The sequence below is a fragment of the Lysinibacillus sp. G4S2 genome, from assembly GCF_030348505.1.
GTDB lineage: Bacteria > Bacillota > Bacilli > Bacillales_A > Planococcaceae > Lysinibacillus.
Genome location: NZ_JAUCFJ010000002.1, coordinates 42,457 through 60,046, shown reverse-complemented (window position 1 = coordinate 60,046; position 17,590 = coordinate 42,457). Strand labels below are relative to the sequence as shown.

The 17,590-nt window shown below is 40.8% G+C and carries 13 protein-coding genes, 1 tRNA gene, 2 rRNA genes, 1 other RNA gene and 1 pseudogene; 4 read left to right on the top strand and 14 right to left on the bottom strand.

Going from position 1 to position 17,590, the window contains the following annotated elements; all coding sequences use genetic code 11:
- Positions 1-127 precede the first annotated feature (127 nt).
- From QUF91_RS00610 to ffs, 8 genes are all read right to left on the bottom strand, one after another.
- Positions 128-3,055 (bottom strand): 23S ribosomal RNA (locus QUF91_RS00610).
- Positions 3,056-3,236: 181 nt separating this feature from the next.
- Positions 3,237-4,788, bottom strand: a 16S ribosomal RNA gene (locus QUF91_RS00605).
- The 16S and 23S rRNA genes sit together here, the layout of an rRNA operon.
- Before the next feature lie 287 nt (positions 4,789-5,075).
- Positions 5,076-5,348 (bottom strand): pro-sigmaK processing inhibitor BofA family protein, encoded by a 273-nt coding sequence (locus tag QUF91_RS00600; protein WP_285398026.1) that lies wholly within the window; start codon positions 5,346-5,348, stop codon positions 5,076-5,078.
- A 148-nt stretch (positions 5,349-5,496) separates the two neighbouring features.
- The gene (locus QUF91_RS00595; protein ID WP_285398027.1) at positions 5,497-5,712 is read right to left on the bottom strand and encodes a YaaL family protein; all 216 of its coding nucleotides are present in this window, start codon (positions 5,710-5,712) and stop codon (positions 5,497-5,499) included.
- A gap of 13 nt (positions 5,713-5,725) precedes the next feature.
- The gene (gene recR / locus QUF91_RS00590) at positions 5,726-6,322 is read right to left on the bottom strand and encodes a recombination mediator RecR (RefSeq protein WP_049662542.1); all 597 of its coding nucleotides are present in this window, start codon (positions 6,320-6,322) and stop codon (positions 5,726-5,728) included.
- A gap of 11 nt (positions 6,323-6,333) precedes the next feature.
- Positions 6,334-6,648 carry a YbaB/EbfC family nucleoid-associated protein gene (locus QUF91_RS00585; protein ID WP_079564086.1) on the bottom strand — a complete coding sequence of 105 codons (315 nt, stop codon included), beginning with the start codon at positions 6,646-6,648 and terminating at the stop codon, positions 6,334-6,336.
- A gap of 21 nt (positions 6,649-6,669) precedes the next feature.
- Complete coding sequence (dnaX, locus tag QUF91_RS00580; RefSeq protein WP_285398028.1) at positions 6,670-8,445, bottom strand: DNA polymerase III subunit gamma/tau; 1,776 nt, start codon at positions 8,443-8,445, stop codon at positions 6,670-6,672.
- A 321-nt stretch (positions 8,446-8,766) separates the two neighbouring features.
- Positions 8,767-9,034, bottom strand: an RNA gene (ffs, locus tag QUF91_RS00575) — signal recognition particle sRNA large type.
- A gap of 182 nt (positions 9,035-9,216) precedes the next feature.
- Here ffs and QUF91_RS00570 point away from each other — a divergent pair.
- The 4 genes from QUF91_RS00570 (at position 9,217) to QUF91_RS00555 (ending at position 13,112) form a co-directional block, all read left to right on the top strand.
- Positions 9,217-9,309, top strand: a tRNA-Ser gene (locus QUF91_RS00570).
- A gap of 296 nt (positions 9,310-9,605) precedes the next feature.
- Entirely contained in the window at positions 9,606-10,868 is a 1,263-nt protein-coding gene (locus QUF91_RS00565; protein ID WP_285398029.1) for an ATP-binding protein, read from the top strand.
- A complete protein-coding gene (locus tag QUF91_RS00560) occupies positions 10,869-11,747 on the top strand; it encodes a response regulator (RefSeq protein ID WP_285398030.1) in 879 nt (292 codons plus the stop codon).
- A gap of 90 nt (positions 11,748-11,837) precedes the next feature.
- Positions 11,838-13,112 (top strand): cation:dicarboxylate symporter family transporter, encoded by a 1,275-nt coding sequence (locus tag QUF91_RS00555; RefSeq protein WP_285398031.1) that lies wholly within the window; start codon positions 11,838-11,840, stop codon positions 13,110-13,112.
- A 242-nt stretch (positions 13,113-13,354) separates the two neighbouring features.
- Here QUF91_RS00555 and QUF91_RS00550 read toward each other — a convergent pair whose 3' ends face one another.
- The 6 genes and pseudogenes from QUF91_RS00550 to QUF91_RS00530 form a co-directional block, all read right to left on the bottom strand.
- Positions 13,355-13,981 carry an RraA family protein gene (locus QUF91_RS00550; RefSeq protein ID WP_285398032.1) on the bottom strand — a complete coding sequence of 209 codons (627 nt, stop codon included), beginning with the start codon at positions 13,979-13,981 and terminating at the stop codon, positions 13,355-13,357.
- A 331-nt stretch (positions 13,982-14,312) separates the two neighbouring features.
- Positions 14,313-14,804 carry a methyl-accepting chemotaxis protein gene (locus tag QUF91_RS28240; protein WP_481817460.1) on the bottom strand — a complete coding sequence of 164 codons (492 nt, stop codon included), beginning with the start codon at positions 14,802-14,804 and terminating at the stop codon, positions 14,313-14,315.
- Between the two features lie 45 nt (positions 14,805-14,849).
- A pseudogene (locus QUF91_RS28235) lies at positions 14,850-15,221 on the bottom strand (PAS domain S-box protein); the annotation flags it as partial.
- 185 nt (positions 15,222-15,406) lie between these two features.
- Positions 15,407-16,000 (bottom strand): LOG family protein, encoded by a 594-nt coding sequence (locus tag QUF91_RS00540; protein ID WP_483308069.1) that lies wholly within the window; start codon positions 15,998-16,000, stop codon positions 15,407-15,409.
- Between the two features lie 211 nt (positions 16,001-16,211).
- Positions 16,212-16,880, bottom strand: a complete 669-nt coding sequence (locus QUF91_RS00535) for a deoxynucleoside kinase (protein ID WP_285398034.1) — start codon at positions 16,878-16,880, stop codon at positions 16,212-16,214.
- Positions 16,877-17,515: a deoxynucleoside kinase gene (locus QUF91_RS00530; protein WP_285398035.1), complete on the bottom strand. Its 639-nt coding sequence runs from the start codon at positions 17,513-17,515 to the stop codon at positions 16,877-16,879. Before QUF91_RS00530 ends, QUF91_RS00535 begins: the two co-directional genes overlap by 4 nt.
- Positions 17,516-17,590 lie beyond the last annotated feature (75 nt).

Here is a 17,590-nt window from a genome sequence, read left to right as displayed (position 1 = left end):
CGTACTTGAGTACGCTCCTTTCCTCTCTCCATCTCTTCCTCGAACTACTCGTATCTTGAAACCCTTGATGAAAGAATAATTGTTCTTTCAAAACTGGATAAACGGTGCATTGAATGTTTCAAACATTGTGGTTAAGTCCTCGATCGATTAGTATTCGTCAGCTCCATGTGTCACCACACTTCCACCTCGAACCTATCTACCTCATCGTCTTTGAGGGATCTTACTTACTTGCGTAATGGGAAATCTCATCTTGAGGGGGGCTTCATGCTTAGATGCTTTCAGCACTTATCCCGTCCACACATAGCTACCCAGCGATGCCTTTGGCAAGACAACTGGTACACCAGCGGTGTGTCCATCCCGGTCCTCTCGTACTAAGGACAGCTCCTCTCAAATTTCCTACGCCCACGACGGATAGGGACCGAACTGTCTCACGACGTTCTGAACCCAGCTCGCGTACCGCTTTAATGGGCGAACAGCCCAACCCTTGGGACCGACTACAGCCCCAGGATGCGATGAGCCGACATCGAGGTGCCAAACCTCCCCGTCGATGTGGACTCTTGGGGGAGATAAGCCTGTTATCCCCGGGGTAGCTTTTATCCGTTGAGCGATGGCCCTTCCATGCGGAACCACCGGATCACTAAGCCCGTCTTTCGACCCTGCTCGACTTGTAGGTCTCGCAGTCAAGCTCCCTTGTGCCTTTACACTCTACGAATGATTTCCAACCATTCTGAGGGAACCTTTGGGCGCCTCCGTTACCTTTTAGGAGGCGACCGCCCCAGTCAAACTGTCCGCCTGACACTGTCTCCTACCCCGCTAAGGGGCATGGGTTAGAATTTCAATACAACCAGGGTAGTATCCCACCGACGCCTCCTTCGAAGCTGGCGCTCCGAGATCTCTGGCTCCTACCTATCCTGTACAAGTTGTACCAAAATTCAATATCAGGCTACAGTAAAGCTCCACGGGGTCTTTCCGTCCTGTCGCGGGTAACCTGCATCTTCACAGGTACTATAATTTCACCGAGTCTCTCGTTGAGACAGTGCCCAGATCGTTACGCCTTTCGTGCGGGTCGGAACTTACCCGACAAGGAATTTCGCTACCTTAGGACCGTTATAGTTACGGCCGCCGTTTACTGGGGCTTCAATTCGCAGCTTCGCTTGCGCTAACCACTCCTCTTAACCTTCCAGCACCGGGCAGGCGTCAGCCCCTATACGTCACCTTACGGTTTTGCAGAGACCTGTGTTTTTGCTAAACAGTCGCCTGGGCCTATTCACTGCGGCTCTCATGCGCTTGCACGCTCAAGAGCACCCCTTCTCCCGAAGTTACGGGGTCATTTTGCCGAGTTCCTTAACGAGAGTTCTCTCGCACACCTTAGGATTCTCTCCTCGACTACCTGTGTCGGTTTGCGGTACGGGCACCTCTCACCTCGATAGAGGCTTTTCTTGGCAGTGTGAAATCAGGAACTTCGTCCATACGGACTCGCCATCACAGCTCAACGTTACAGTGTGCGGATTTGCCTACACACACGCCTTACTGCTTGGACGCGCACAACCAACGGCGCGCTTACCCTATCCTACTGCGTCCCCCCATTTCTCAAACGGTGAGGAGGTGGTACAGGAATATCAACCTGTTGTCCATCGCCTACGCCTATCGGCCTCGGCTTAGGTCCCGACTAACCCTGAGCGGACGAGCCTTCCTCAGGAAACCTTAGTCATACGGTGGACGGGATTCTCACCCGTCTTTCGCTACTCATACCGGCATTCTCACTTCTAAGCGCTCCACCAGTCCTTCCGATCTGACTTCAACGCACTTAGAACGCTCTCCTACCACTGACATCATAGATGTCAATCCACAGCTTCGGTGAATCGTTTAGCCCCGATACATTTTCGGCGCAGCGTCACTCGACCAGTGAGCTATTACGCACTCTTTAAATGATGGCTGCTTCTAAGCCAACATCCTGGTTGTCTGTGCAACGCCACATCCTTTTCCACTTAACGATTACTTTGGGACCTTAGCTGGTGGTCTGGGCTGTTTCCCTTTTGACTACGGATCTTATCACTCGCAGTCTGACTCCCGTGTATAAATATCTGGCATTCGGAGTTTGTCTGAATTCGGTAAACCGGGATGGCCCCCTAGTCCAAACAGTGCTCTACCTCCAGTATTCTCATCACGAGGCTAGCCCTAAAGCTATTTCGGAGAGAACCAGCTATCTCCAAGTTCGATTGGAATTTCTCCGCTACCCACACCTCATCCCCGCACTTTTCAACGTGCGTGGGTTCGGGCCTCCAGTAAGTGTTACCTCACCTTCACCCTGGACATGGGTAGATCACCTGGTTTCGGGTCTACGACCACGTACTAATTCGCCCTATTCAGACTCGCTTTCGCTGCGGCTCCGCCTTCTAAAGCTTAACCTCGCACGTAATCGTAACTCGCCGGTTCATTCTACAAAAGGCACGCTATCACCCATTAACGGGCTCTAACTACTTGTAGGCACACGGTTTCAGGATCTCTTTCACTCCCCTTCCGGGGTGCTTTTCACCTTTCCCTCACGGTACTGGTTCACTATCGGTCACTAGGTAGTATTTAGCCTTGGGAGATGGTCCTCCCGGATTCCGACGGAATTTCACGTGTTCCGCCGTACTCAGGATCCACTCAGGAGAGAACGAACTTTCGACTACAGGGCTTTTACCTGCTCTGGCGGACCTTTCCAAGTCGCTTCATCTAACTCGCTCTTTTGTAACTCCGTATAGAGTGTCCTACAACCCCAAGAGGCAAGCCTCTTGGTTTGGGCTCTTCCCGTTTCGCTCGCCGCTACTCAGGGAATCGATTTTTCTTTCTCTTCCTCCAGGTACTTAGATGTTTCAGTTCCCTGGGTCTGCCTTCAAGACGCTATGAATTCACGTCAAGATACTACGCGATTAAACGTAGTGGGTTCCCCCATTCGGAAATCTCCGGATCAAAGCTCACTTACAGCTCCCCGAAGCATATCGGTGTTAGTGCCGTCCTTCTTCGGCTCCTAGTGCCAAGGCATTCGCCGTGCGCCCTTAATAACTTAACCAAGTTATTAAGCCTATAAAAAAACTTAAAAAATTAATGTGTTTGTTACAATTTCAATGTCGTTTTATCCAGTTTTCAAAGAACAAGTTTTGAAGTGTTTCATTCGTAAGAATGAACCTTCAAAACTGAACGCAAAACGTAATCTTACAAACCCTAGGTTTGTATTCCGAAAATATCCTTAGAAAGGAGGTGATCCAGCCGCACCTTCCGATACGGCTACCTTGTTACGACTTCACCCCAATCATCTATCCCACCTTCGGCGGCTGGCTCCAAAAGGTTACCCCACCGACTTCGGGTGTTACAAACTCTCGTGGTGTGACGGGCGGTGTGTACAAGGCCCGGGAACGTATTCACCGCGGCATGCTGATCCGCGATTACTAGCGATTCCGGCTTCATGTAGGCGAGTTGCAGCCTACAATCCGAACTGAGAACGACTTTATCGGATTAGCTCCCTCTCGCGAGTTGGCAACCGTTTGTATCGTCCATTGTAGCACGTGTGTAGCCCAGGTCATAAGGGGCATGATGATTTGACGTCATCCCCACCTTCCTCCGGTTTGTCACCGGCAGTCACCTTAGAGTGCCCAACTAAATGATGGCAACTAAGATCAAGGGTTGCGCTCGTTGCGGGACTTAACCCAACATCTCACGACACGAGCTGACGACAACCATGCACCACCTGTCACCGTTGTCCCCGAAGGGAAAACCATATCTCTACAGTGGTCAACGGGATGTCAAGACCTGGTAAGGTTCTTCGCGTTGCTTCGAATTAAACCACATGCTCCACCGCTTGTGCGGGCCCCCGTCAATTCCTTTGAGTTTCAGTCTTGCGACCGTACTCCCCAGGCGGAGTGCTTAATGCGTTAGCTGCAGCACTAAGGGGCGGAAACCCCCTAACACTTAGCACTCATCGTTTACGGCGTGGACTACCAGGGTATCTAATCCTGTTTGCTCCCCACGCTTTCGCGCCTCAGCGTCAGTTACAGACCAGAAAGTCGCCTTCGCCACTGGTGTTCCTCCAAATCTCTACGCATTTCACCGCTACACTTGGAATTCCACTTTCCTCTTCTGCACTCAAGTCCCCCAGTTTCCAATGACCCTCCACGGTTGAGCCGTGGGCTTTCACATCAGACTTAAAGGACCGCCTGCGCGCGCTTTACGCCCAATAATTCCGGACAACGCTTGCCACCTACGTATTACCGCGGCTGCTGGCACGTAGTTAGCCGTGGCTTTCTAATAAGGTACCGTCAAGGTACAGCCAGTTACTACTGTACTTGTTCTTCCCTTACAACAGAGTTTTACGATCCGAAAACCTTCTTCACTCACGCGGCGTTGCTCCATCAGGCTTTCGCCCATTGTGGAAGATTCCCTACTGCTGCCTCCCGTAGGAGTCTGGGCCGTGTCTCAGTCCCAGTGTGGCCGATCACCCTCTCAGGTCGGCTACGCATCGTCGCCTTGGTGAGCCGTTACCTCACCAACTAGCTAATGCGCCGCGGGCCCATCTTATAGCGACAGCCGAAACCGTCTTTCAGTATTTCACCATGAGGTAAAATAGATTATTCGGTATTAGCCCCGGTTTCCCGGAGTTATCCCAAACTATAAGGTAGGTTGCCCACGTGTTACTCACCCGTCCGCCGCTAACGTCAAAGGAGCAAGCTCCTTCTCTGTTCGCTCGACTTGCATGTATTAGGCACGCCGCCAGCGTTCGTCCTGAGCCAGGATCAAACTCTCCATAAAAAGAAATTTGATTAGCTCAAATTGTTTTGCTGGCATCATGTTTGATGTCCAAAATTTTGTTTCGTTCACCAACTCAAGGTTAGCTACTAAAAACTTTATTGATTACGTTTTGCTTGTTCAGTTTTCAAGGTTCATCTCGTTACCGTTTCGCAACAGCAACTCTTATATAATATCACGCCTTCAACTAGATGTCAACAACTAAATTATTTCTTTAATTCATTTGTTTTTCACTAGTTATCTTAGCGACTCTTATTACTATACCACAATATTTTTGTATTGCAAGTGTTTTATAAAAATAATATTAAAGCAGTTATTCCTAATACACCCGGAATACCTAATATAGCAATTGTTAACACAGAAAATAGATTAATGGGTACATTATAGCCGGCATACCCTATACCCAAATGAATAATGAATAATAGAAGAAAAGCAAAAGCAAATCTAAACCAAAACACAGACATTCCTTCTAATATTTTACCCATTTTAGCATGTCTTATTATTATATAAAGAAAAAGAAGCACTACAGGCACACAAAAACTCATAATTACGAACCACGACACATGGTTTCCCCCTTAAGAATATAATTACGAAAGTTTATGTTTACTGTTTTGCTTCTATGAATATCAATTATACCTCGGCATAATTACGTCCTGAGTTCCTCTATTTCAGCGGATGTTTGGACACCCGCTAAAATAAGTTGAAAAACTATTATTTAATTAATACTCTCCGAATTCTAGCTTCCTTGAATAAATAATAATGTATACTCTCAGTTGCTTTTCGTTGAGCAATTACTTCTAAATCATAGTCATCTACTAATTCCTCAATTATCTTCGCCTGCTGTAAATCCTCTTTTGTTTCTTTTATAAGATTTACAAGCTTGTCATCGAATTCTTTTTTTAATTTCCCTTTACTGCGGAAGAACATATTAATCCCTCACTCACAATTCTCGGCGACCTTCCATTGCCTTCGACAACGTAACTTCATCTGCATATTCTAAATCTCCACCTACTGGTAGTCCGTGGGCAATACGTGTTGTTCGAATACCCGATGGCTTCACTAGACGAGAAATATACATAGCCGTTGCCTCACCCTCGATAGTTGAATTCGTAGCTAAAATAAGCTCCTGAACAGTCTCATCTTGTAAACGAACTAGCAGTGAAGCGACATTAATATCCTCTGGACCAATACCATCCATAGGTGAAATAGCTCCCTGTAATACGTGATACATACCATTGAAATCACGCATTTTCTCCATTGCAATCACATCTTTTGTATCTTGAACAACACAAATAATAGAATGATTTCGTTGTTTGTCGGTACAGATATGGCATGGATCTACATCAGTTATGTTGCCACATACGGAGCAGTAGCTTAAATTTCGTTTAGCATCAATTAATGCTTTGGAAAAGGATAAAACGTCATCCTCTTTCATTGTTAATACAAAAAACGCCAGACGGGCCGCGGTTTTCGGCCCGATACCTGGCAATTTCATAAAGCTATCAATTAGTTTCGATATTGGTTCTGGGTAGTACATTTATTTACCTCCTAGAATGGAAGGTTCATGCCCTGAGTGAATTTACCCATTGTTGCATTTGTTTTTTCATCTACTTTTTTCAATGCTTCATTTGTAGCAATAACAATTAAATCTTGTAGCATTTCGATATCATCTGGATCTACTACTGATGGATCAAGATTTACTTCTACGACTTCACGTTGACCAGTTACAGATACTTTCACCATACCGCCACCAGCTGCGCCTTCAAATTGCTCTGCATTTAAAGCCTCTTGAGCTTCCATCATTTCCTTTTGCATTTTTTGCATTTTTTTCATCATACCTTGCATATTTCCCATTCCACGCATAAACGTATTCCTCCTAAATGATTAATCTTCAACAATTTCAATAAAATCTTTACCAAATAGCTTTTCCGCTTCCGTCACAAGTGGATCTTGTGAAGCAAGTGGTTGAGCATCGTCGATAAACGGCTCTTCTGCCGGTGGTTCTAATAATTCCACTTCATGACCGGACTCATCCTGAGATTTTTTTTGCTGCTGCATGCCATGATCACGAATAAACTCTTCACGTAATTTTAACCAGGTCTCTTCAGGCGTACAAAGCATTTCGTACGTAGTACCGGTTTGCCCTGCAATTAATTGTGTGAATTGAGCTTTTAGGGATTGATTATCAGCAACCATTTGACAATGAATATCATACTTGAATTTTAACACAAAAGCACTTGAAGATGCCGCAACAGGTTCAGCTTCTGCTAAAAGAGCGGACTGAGATTTTTGCATTTGGCTTAACGCTTGTGCCCAAACCGATTTAATACGTTGCACATCTTGTTTTGTTGCATCCTTTAGCACCTCTTGAATACGACCTGTTGGTGCTTTATAGCCATTCGGACTTTTAGCTCGTGGACGTTGCTCTTTTGGCGCCTGTGTCGTTTGCATTGGACCACCAGCTTGTAATTGCGCTGATAGTTGTTGCACCATTTGCTCAAGTGCCACGATCTTTCGAGCGAGCTCAGGACTCATAACTGCCTCACCAGAAGTGGCAGTTTGACTAACTACCCCACCCGAAAACTGCACCATTTTAAGTAGCGCCGTTTCTAAGTAAATCTTTGTATGGTGGGAGAACCGCATTTCTTGTTGTGTTTTCGCTAAAATATCAATGTAGCCATATAACAAATCCGGTGCAAAATCATGCGCTAATGTAAACACTCGCTCCTCTGGAGACACTAACTCTAATAATTCAGCCAAATCATCACTTGTTTGCAGTAATAATAAGTCTCGGAAAAATGTAATCAGGTCCTCTGAAAGGCGAAGAGGGTCTTTTCCATCGGCAATAAGTTGTTCTAATAGCGCTAGCATTTGCGCGACATCTTTTACTTTTAGAGCTTCTGCTAATTCATAGAACACTTCCTGGCTGATGGAACCAGTAACAAGTAATGCATCCTCAAGCTTTAGTTTTTCTCCGCTGAAGGATACGACCTGATCTAATAAGCTTAAAGCATCACGCATACCACCAGCTGCTGATTGTGCGATTACCTTCAGACCTTGTTCCTCATATGGCAACTCAATATCCTCTAATACAACTTTCATGCGCTCAATAATATCGTTGGTCGAAAGACGCTTAAAATCAAAACGCTGGCAACGTGAAATAATCGTTGCAGGCAATTTGTGAGGCTCTGTCGTTGCTAAAATAAATACAGCATGAGAAGGTGGTTCTTCTAATGTCTTTAAAAGGGCATTGAAAGCACTTGTGGAAAGCATATGTACTTCATCAATGATATACACTTTATATCTGCTACTTGCAGGAGCAAATCGAACTTTCTCTATGATGTCTCGTATTTCTTCAACGCGAGAATTAGACGCCGCGTCAAATTCAATAACATCTGGGTGTGATCCGTCTGTAATACTTAAACAAGTAGCACATTCATTACAAGGCTCGCTTGATGGTGCATGCTCACAATTTAAAGCTTTTGCAAAAATTTTAGCTGTACTTGTTTTCCCCGTACCACGTGGGCCAGAAAACAAATAAGCATGTGTTGTTTTATTCGCTAGGAGAGCATTTTGTAGCGTTCTTTTGACATGTGCTTGGCCAGACATTTCTCGAAATGATTGCGGTCGATACACACGGTAAAATGCTTGATACGTCAATGATTTCCTCTCCTCTTCTTCATTATATAGAATAGTTCTATTATAGCATTTGCCATATTATTTATAAAATAGTGACACTGTTTTTTTAGAAATTTGAGACGATTCTCTTATAACACTACAGCTCTACATCAAATGTTGGGGTGAGACACAATGTGTACCTTCCTCAAAAGTTCTAGAGACTGCCCCTCCCTTTCTGCTGACTGACTACCAAGCCAGGTTTTAGCAAGGTTGTCGAGCATTTACCTCTATATAAAATATAAACTAATAAAAAAAACGCATCCGCCTATTGTAGACGGATGCGTATGAATTGGCAATTTAATGCCGTGCACCTTTCTTCGACAGCCGCACATAAGCGTTACTCTTGTCGTTAGCTCAGATTAGGCAACCCCGCGGCACATGAATAAGACCACTTAATGCTGCTTCCTTCCGGACCTGACATGGTTCATGGGTATCCATTGCGCAGGACCCAATCGTCAACACTACGTGCAAAAGGCAGACCAAACAATACGGACAGCCTCGAAAAAGGAATTCAGTCTCGCTAGAGCGGATTGCGAGTTACAGGACACCGCTACCTTCCCACCTAGCACGGCAATAACTAGTATACTGACTGTTTTCATAAATTGCAACTTAATACACACAATATTTATGTGGAATAATCTATCTGCAATGTAAATAAACAATTTTTATAAAAAACATAAAAATATGTTGACGTGGATTTAAAAACATGATAAATTAAGTTTTGTCGAAAAGACATGCAGTACTATATAGTATGGAGGTATACCCAAGTCTGGCTGAAGGGATCGGTCTTGAAAACCGACAGGCGGGTAACACCGCGCGGGGGTTCGAATCCCTCTACCTCCTCCATTTTTAAAATTCCGACTACGAATGTAGCCGTTTTTTTTTGCCAAAAAAAATTATATGTAACACTTACTTGATACCACTTCCACTTAGGTTGTGGTATTTTTTTATTTGTTACGAAAAATATTGTTTTAATAGTTAAGCTTAATCAAAAGCATTATTGTTGAAAAGATTCAAATTTCAAGTTCTCCTTCAACAGTTAAAGCATTCGTTCATAGCGTTGCCGAATGATACATGCTTTTTTTATAAAATCTTTTCTTTACTATACCGCTCTATTAAAATTGATTAGGGAGGATTTTTTAATGCAATCGAAAATTTTTATAACTCGTAATTCCCTCACTTGGATTATTATAATTGCTTTATTAACTGCAATCGGTAGTGAGATTAAAATAATGCCTTTCGCTGATACACCTTTTCGCTTTGGATTAGGAAGTATTATTTTCTTTTTATGTACACTACTTAGACCTACACCTATAATTTTGGCTGGATTTATGACAAGTATCGTGACAATAGTTTTTCGAGTTATCATTAATTACTCTTTACACGATATTCCATTAAAAGATAGTTTACTTACACATCTACCCGCAGCTGCATTCTATGTATTGTTTGCAATATGCCTACAAATTCTAAGCATTCATCAATATAGAGAAAAACCACTAATGCTAGGATTATTAGTTGCATTTAGTGAAGTCTTCAGTAATTTAGTAGAACAGCTATTTCGTTTTTTCGTTCATTCTTATACTTTTTTATTCCTTCATGATTTACTTATACTATTAGCAGTTGCTTTATTGCGTAGCTTTTTTGTAGTTGGTATTTATAGTTCTATTTTAATTGCTGAACAAAAAAAACGTGTTCAGGAAATGCTTACTATCGGATCAGATTTATATGTTGAGGCACTTTATTTAAAAAAATCTATGAACCATATCGAAACAATTACAGCCAGTGGGTTTGATTTATATCGACAATTAAAGTCGCTAGGCAATCGTGCGGAAAGTTTACAGGCACTCCATATTGCCCAGGAAATCCATGAAGTAAAGAAAGACTCACAACGTATTTATGCAGGTATCTCTAAAATTGTTGGTGAGAAGAGTTTTGGTACCCTTAGGTTGTCAGAATTATTACATTATATCGAAGACGGTAACAGTAAATATGCTGAATTACTCGGAAAAAACATTGAGTTTAAAATAAATATAGACGCCGATTTTCAAACGAAAGAGCATATTGCATTGCTTGCACTTTTGAATAATTTAACAGCTAATGCCATAGAAGCAATTGAAGAACAGGGTTTCATTTCTATTGCTATTGAGCAGCAACAGGATGATACTGTAATAACAGTATGTGATAACGGAAAGGGTATTTCACAAAGTGATCTCTCCATTATTTTTGAACCTGGATACACGACGAAATACAATGTGGACGGTGTCGCAGCAACTGGCATTGGGCTTTCACATGTTGCTGAATTAATTAATAAATTAAATGGCTCAATATCCGTTGAATCAAACAATCAAAACACGATGTTTAAAATTACAGTTCCTACGCAAACTATTCTAACGGGAGAGACTTAAATGAGATATTTTATTGTTGATGATGATCGTGCTAGTCGAGTCATGTTAAAACAAATTATTGAAGATAGTGGTTTAGGTATAGTTATTGGCGAAGCACGCAATGGAGAGGATGCCATTCCACAAATTTTAATGACACAGCCAGAGTTTGTGCTTATCGATTTGCTTATGCCTAAGCTTGATGGGATAGCAACAGTCGAGCATCTTATGCAAAATCGTTTTGAGGGACAATTTGTCATGATTTCTCAGGTAGTGAATAAGGAGATGGTCGGTGAGGCATATGAGCAAGGCATAGATTTCTTTATTCATAAGCCTATAAACCGGATTGAGGTGGAGAATGTTTTACGTAAGACAACGGAACAATTTCGCCTAAAAAACTCTTTGCTAGTTATTCGCCAATCACTTACAAGCATCGATCTAAGTGAACAAATAAATCATAAAGCAACTTCACGAGATCATATTCAATCCACCTTAAATGATATGGGTATCGTTGGCGAAATCGGAAGCGAGGACATTATTGCTATCATCGAAACATTGCTTGCCCATCAGCACAAGATTGCCCCTCTTCCTCCATTAAAGGAGTTATATGAGGAAATTGCTGCTGTTACAAAGGCTACTCCAGATGATATTTTGAAGGAAAGTAAAGCCATTGAACAGCGTGTGCGTCGTACTATATTAGCAGCAATGATAAACCTTGCTAATTTAGGTGTCGTTGATTATACAAACTCTGAATTCGAATACTATGCACCTCGCTACTTTGACTTTAAAGAGATTCGTCAGCTTATGACTCAAATAGAAGATCATCAAAATCGAAAAGCGAAAGTAAATATTAAGAAATTTATTCAGGTATTATATTCAGACATTTTAACAAAATTAAATTAATTTTCTCGGATTTTGTCGGATTTCATAAGTCCTCCGTAGTATTAAAGTAAGGCAAGTCCTAAAAATTTAATATTAGGGGGTACAAAGGGTTTGAAGAAGAAATTTAAAATCAGTCTAGCCACTCAAATTTTAATCGGTTTGACTTTAGGTATTATTATTGGCGGTATCTTTTACGGAAACCCCAAAGTTGAAACATATTTACAACCTTTAGGGGATATTTTTCTTCATCTAATTAAGATGATTGTTGTACCGATTATTATTTCGACTTTAATCGTTGGTGTTGCTGGAACTGGTGACATGAAACAGCTTGGACGATTAGGCGGGAAATCACTACTTTACTTTGAAATTATTACAACAGTAGCAATTGTAGTTGGTTTACTTTCCGCAAACATATTCCAGCCAGGCGCTGGTGTAAATATGGACGAGCTCTCTCAAGGAGATATTTCGAAATACGTTGCAACTACAGAAGAAGTAAAGCACGAAGGACCATTTGATATTATTGTCAGCATTGTACCGACAAATATCGTTCAGGCAATGGCTGAAGGTAATATGCTTGCTATCATCTTCTTCTCTGTTATTTTCGGTTTAGGGGTTGCTGCAATTGGCGAACGAGGCAAACCAGTATTAGACTTCTTCCAAGGGGTAGCAGATGCTATGTTCTGGGTAACTAACCTCGTAATGAAATTCGCTCCAATTGGGGTTTTTGGTTTAATCGGTGTAACCGTTTCCAAATATGGGTTCGCTTCACTAATACCACTTGGTAAACTTGCTGTACTTGTTTATGCAACAATGATATTCTTTATCTTTGTCGTTCTTGGTCTTGTGGCAAGATTCACGGGTATCAGAATTATGTTTTTAATTAAAGTACTAAAAGATGAGCTAATTTTAGCGTTCTCAACAGCAAGTTCTGAAGCTGTATTACCACGTATTATGCAGAAAATGGAGAAATTAGGTGCTCCAAAGGATATCGTATCCTTTGTTATTCCAACTGGTTACTCCTTTAACTTAGATGGTTCAACACTGTATCAAGCTATTGCAGCATTATTTATTGCTCAAATGTACGGTATTCACTTAAGCATTAGTGAACAAATTACATTAATGCTTGTATTAATGGTTACATCTAAAGGGATTGCAGGTGTTCCAGGGGTATCTTTCGTTGTACTTCTAGCGACTTTAGGTACTGTCGGCATTCCAGTTGAAGGTTTAGCATTCATTGCAGGTATCGACCGTATCCTTGATATGGGACGTACAGTCGTTAACGTAATTGGTAACTCACTTGCGTCATTAGTAATGGCGAAATGGGAAGGCCGTTTCGATACAGAAAAAATGAAAAATTACTTTAAAGATAACGAAAACTTAGCATAATAATTTTAAAAAACCTCACGATGTGGATGGCATCGTGAGGTTTTTTTACTTTGATTTGTTGAGGCATAATTGTGTCCGGAGGCTTTAATTTCTTTCAAGGGATGTTTGGAAACCCGCTGAAAAGTATCTTAAATCCGCATCCACCTCACCACCTATAGCGGTGGGAGACTTCTGTACCTGTCGCTATGCTTTCGGTACAAAAAACATTTGTAGCTGACGCTTTGCTTTCGCTACAAAAAACATTAACGGGAAGAAGCTAATACTTTATCTAAATAAGCAATAATTGATTCTTTTCCATTTACGTGTGCTTCTTGTGCACGTATTTCATCCTTTTGGATTTTTGCCTCAGCAGCTGCAACAATACGCTCTGCATCATCCTGAGGCACGACAACAACACCGTCCACATCCCCCATAATATAATCACCAGGATGGACAGTAACACCGCCAATAGCAATAGGAACATTTACTTTGCCACCTCCGTTTTTATTGCCAGCTGCTACCGTAGTACCCCGAGAAAATACAGGGAAATCTAGCTCACGAATAGCTGCAATATCACGTATAACACCATCTACGACAAAGCCCTGTACACCAATCCCTTTCGCTAACGAGAGAACAAAATCACCGGCAACAGCACGATTGGTATTCCCTTTAGCATCAATTACTAAAATATCACCTTCACTAGCAACTCGAATGGCTTCCAATACCGCACCGTTTTCGCCATCTGGTAAACGTACCGTTACCGCACGCCCAGCAATTTTGTAATGATCGGCTAATGGTTTAATACTACTGTGTAAATTTGTGTGTCCTCCTGTCGCATCCGAAACCGCAGTCGTCGGTAAATGCTTAAAACTTACTCCCACCTTTGTCATCTATAACACCCCTATTATGATTTATGAAAGCCTTACACAATTATTGTAAATAAAATTCATCCACTATTTCAATATATATCAGAAAATTAAAAATTATGTAAATAAAACTTTTAATCATGTTACTTTTAGGAGTAATTACATACAGGAAAAAGCGGGTTATATTATGCCTCAATTTTTATTTCAGGTGTATTGATTAAACATTTCTTTCATCATTTTTCCACTACAAGCTACAATCAGTTAAAAATGGGAATATATTAGCAAAATAGCAACCTAAAAATCCTTTTATCGCTCAATAAAATTTTTTCCTGGTCAACACGCCTGTTAAATTATTTTAAATAATTTCCATAAAATGCTTCGATTGTTCATCTAATGCCTCTGCTGCAGTAGCAATTTCAGCAAAGTCATTTGTTGTAACATTAATTTGACCATTTGTTCTTTCTACTTTTTTAGCTATACGTGTAATGCTTTCCGTGACTTGCCCAATCTCTCGCTCTATGCCCTCAACATTATCTTTTACTTCTGAAATAGATTGCTCGACCCTTACGGAAAGTTTTCTAACCTCTTTTGCTACAACATCAAAGCCTCTACCATACTCACCCGCTCTTGCTGCTTCAATAGCTGCATTCAATGCAAGTAAATTTGTTTGAGACGCAATCTCTTGAATGGTTTTTACAATACCTTTAATGGATTCAGCTTGCTTCTGTAGCTGCGCAAGATTTCTAACATTTTCGGCTGACTCTTGCGAAACCTCTTTAACTGTTGCCAGTAAATCCTCGTTATTTTGAATACCAGCCTCTGATCGACTATGAAGCTCTTCAGACATGACCTTTAATGTATCAGCTACATTAACAATTTCATTTTGACGTTCAGTAATATTAGTTGCAATTTTCGATACGCCAATAACCTTTCTTGAATTATTAGCAAAGACAGGCATATAGGTAGCCTCAAGCCAAATTCTATTTCCACTTGCATCCATTCTTTCGATTTTATCCTGATAGCTATTACCCGCAGCTAAGTTACGCCAAAATTTTTCATAATTTATACTACTTGCAAATTCCGGTAAACAAAAATCTTTATGATCTTTTCCTATCATTTCTTCAACTTTATAGCCTAAAGCTTTAGCAAAGAGTTCATTTACATAAGCAACTTTACGCTCCATGTCAAAACGGATAATGGCTATATTTCGTTCAATTGCCAGCACTACTAAATCATCAGTCACTTGTTTATCTATTTTCTGCATAACATACACCTCATTCATTTTATTAGCAAACTAAAATTGGATCATCACCATAACGTGTGGTTGATTTCCGTTCCGACTTATATACATCAAATGCCATCCACAACTTTCAGCAATGAGTATAAAATTTACATAAAAAAAATTAATTTACAGAAGAAGTGCTTTTGAAGATTAAAAACATGGGCATATTACCCATGTTTTTTTAAAAGATTTAATACTTCCTCCGATGTAGAAGCTACATGAATAAGTGATTTTTGCTCAGCGCGTATAAAACCTTCCTCGAACATTTTCTGAAAATGTTGTAAAAGCGCATCATAAAAGTTATTTACATTATATAAAATTGCCGGCTTTTCATGTAGTCCAATTTGTGCCCACGTAAACACTTCAAAATATTCATCCATTGTACCGCCACCACCTGGTAGTGCTATAAAGGCATCTGCTAGCTCTACCATTTTTGCTTTACGTACATGCATAGACTCAACAAAATGAATTTCTGTTAACGAGGCATGCGCTAATTCCCGCTTCTGTAAATGAGTTGGCATCACGCCGATTACCTCTCCGCCAGCTGCTAATACAGCATCTGCGACTTTTCCCATCAGTCCTGCTTTCGAACCACCGTAAACTACACCATGACCATTTTGAGCTAATACCGTCCCTAATTCGGCTGCCTTCTCTGCATAAATTGGGTTTTTGCCTAAGCAAGAACCGCAATACACCGCTATTCTTATAATAATCCCTCCTATTATAAAAGACGTGACACAATAAGCTACATATTGTCTCACGTCTTTTGATCATTTATTTTCTTCAATTGCTTGGGCCTGCTGCTTCGCGTTCAGTTAGAACTCCAAAATTTAGCTTCCTATTGTTTTAGAAATATTAGCTTTATCTAACCTTCTATTTACGTAAATGACTTGTTTGTGCCTGCCGCTTCGCTTTCGGCCAGAACGCGATAGTTTCCTTACTATACATTAAAATTTAAACATAGTGTATTTCCTATTTACGCAAATGACTTGTTTGTTTTAGCATATGACTGATGCGGCTCACAATTGATTCAATTGCTTCAGGATTTTTTAATAAATCATAATCATTAATATCTAAACGTAGAACTGGGCATGAATTAAAGTTATTAATCCAGCTTTCATAACGTTCATGCATTTCAACCCAATAATCATTCGGTGTTTGTTGCTCCATCGTACGACCACGCTCTTGAATACGTCCAATAACAGAATCAATTGGTCCTTCTAAATAAACAAGTAAATCTGGATGCGGGAAATATGGTGTCATCACCATAGCATCAAATAAATTTGTATACGTCTCGTAATCTGTTGGGCTCATTGTACCTTTGTCATAGTGCATCTTTGCAAAAATTCCTGTATCTTCGTAAATTGAACGATCTTGAATAAACCCACCGCCATACTCGAAAATACGCTTCTGCTCCTTAAAGCGCTCCGCTAAAAAGTAGACTTGTAAATGGAAGCTCCATTTTTCAAAATCCTCATAAAACTTATCTAAGTACGGATTTGTATCCACCTTTTCAAATGACGTACGGAAGTTTAACGCCTCTGCCAACGCCTTTGTCATCGTTGATTTTCCTACGCCAACCGTACCAGCGATTGTAATGACTGTTTGTGGAGGAATATCATATTTCTCTCTCAAATTCATTGTTGCAAACTCCTTTGTTGTAACGTATCCTTTATTGTTTGTAAAACATATTTCAAGTCATCTGGATTTTTAACAAAATCAAGCTGATCACCATTAAATCGAATAACGGGAATTTCGGGGTGCATTTTCTCAAAATGCTCGATAAAGGTATGATAATCTGCCACAAGTTGTTCCATGTAATCTTGTGAAATCATTTTTTCAAATTCACGACCACGCATCGCAATGCGTTTCATCAACGTTTCCACACTAGCATGTAAATAAATAACTACATTTGGTACAGGCATATCTTTCGTTAATATTTTATAGATTTCTTCGTACTTATCATACTCCGTAGATGCTAATGTACGTTTTGCAAATATTAAATTTTTAAAAATATGATAGTCCGCTACAACAGGTTTCTCATGTGTTAAACGAAATCTTTTTATATCTGATAATTGTTTATAACGATTACAAAGGAAGAACATTTCCGTTTGGAAGCTCCATTCCTCAATGTTTTCATAAAACTTATTTAGAAAAGGGTTTTCGTCTACTATTTCTTTTAATAGATGGTAATTAAATGTCGCTGCAAGCTCTTTTGATAAAGAGGTTTTACCAACACCAATCGGACCTTCTACCGTAACAAATGGAACTGTCACCAGAAGCTCCTCCTTTATGTTCTATGGATTGTTTAGTCAGTGCTTTTCATTGTATCATAGCGAGGAAATGAAAAA

Excerpts from the sequence above, each read along its gene's own strand:
- QUF91_RS00595 (WP_285398027.1), bottom strand. The coding sequence starts at position 5,712 with ATGTTCTTCCGCAGTAAAGGGAAATTAAAAAAAGAATTCGATGACAAG.
- QUF91_RS00535 (WP_285398034.1), bottom strand. The coding sequence starts at position 16,880 with ATGAATTTGAGAGAGAAATATGATATTCCTCCACAAACAGTCATTACA.
- QUF91_RS00550 (WP_285398032.1), bottom strand. The coding sequence starts at position 13,981 with ATGACAAAGGTGGGAGTAAGTTTTAAGCATTTACCGACGACTGCGGTT.
- QUF91_RS00585 (WP_079564086.1), bottom strand. The coding sequence starts at position 6,648 with ATGCGTGGAATGGGAAATATGCAAGGTATGATGAAAAAAATGCAAAAA.
- recR (WP_049662542.1), bottom strand. The coding sequence starts at position 6,322 with ATGTACTACCCAGAACCAATATCGAAACTAATTGATAGCTTTATGAAA.
- QUF91_RS00560 (WP_285398030.1), top strand. The coding sequence starts at position 10,869 with ATGAGATATTTTATTGTTGATGATGATCGTGCTAGTCGAGTCATGTTA.
- QUF91_RS28240 (WP_481817460.1), bottom strand. The coding sequence starts at position 14,804 with ATGTCTGAAGAGCTTCATAGTCGATCAGAGGCTGGTATTCAAAATAAC.
- QUF91_RS00565 (WP_285398029.1), top strand. The coding sequence starts at position 9,606 with ATGCAATCGAAAATTTTTATAACTCGTAATTCCCTCACTTGGATTATT.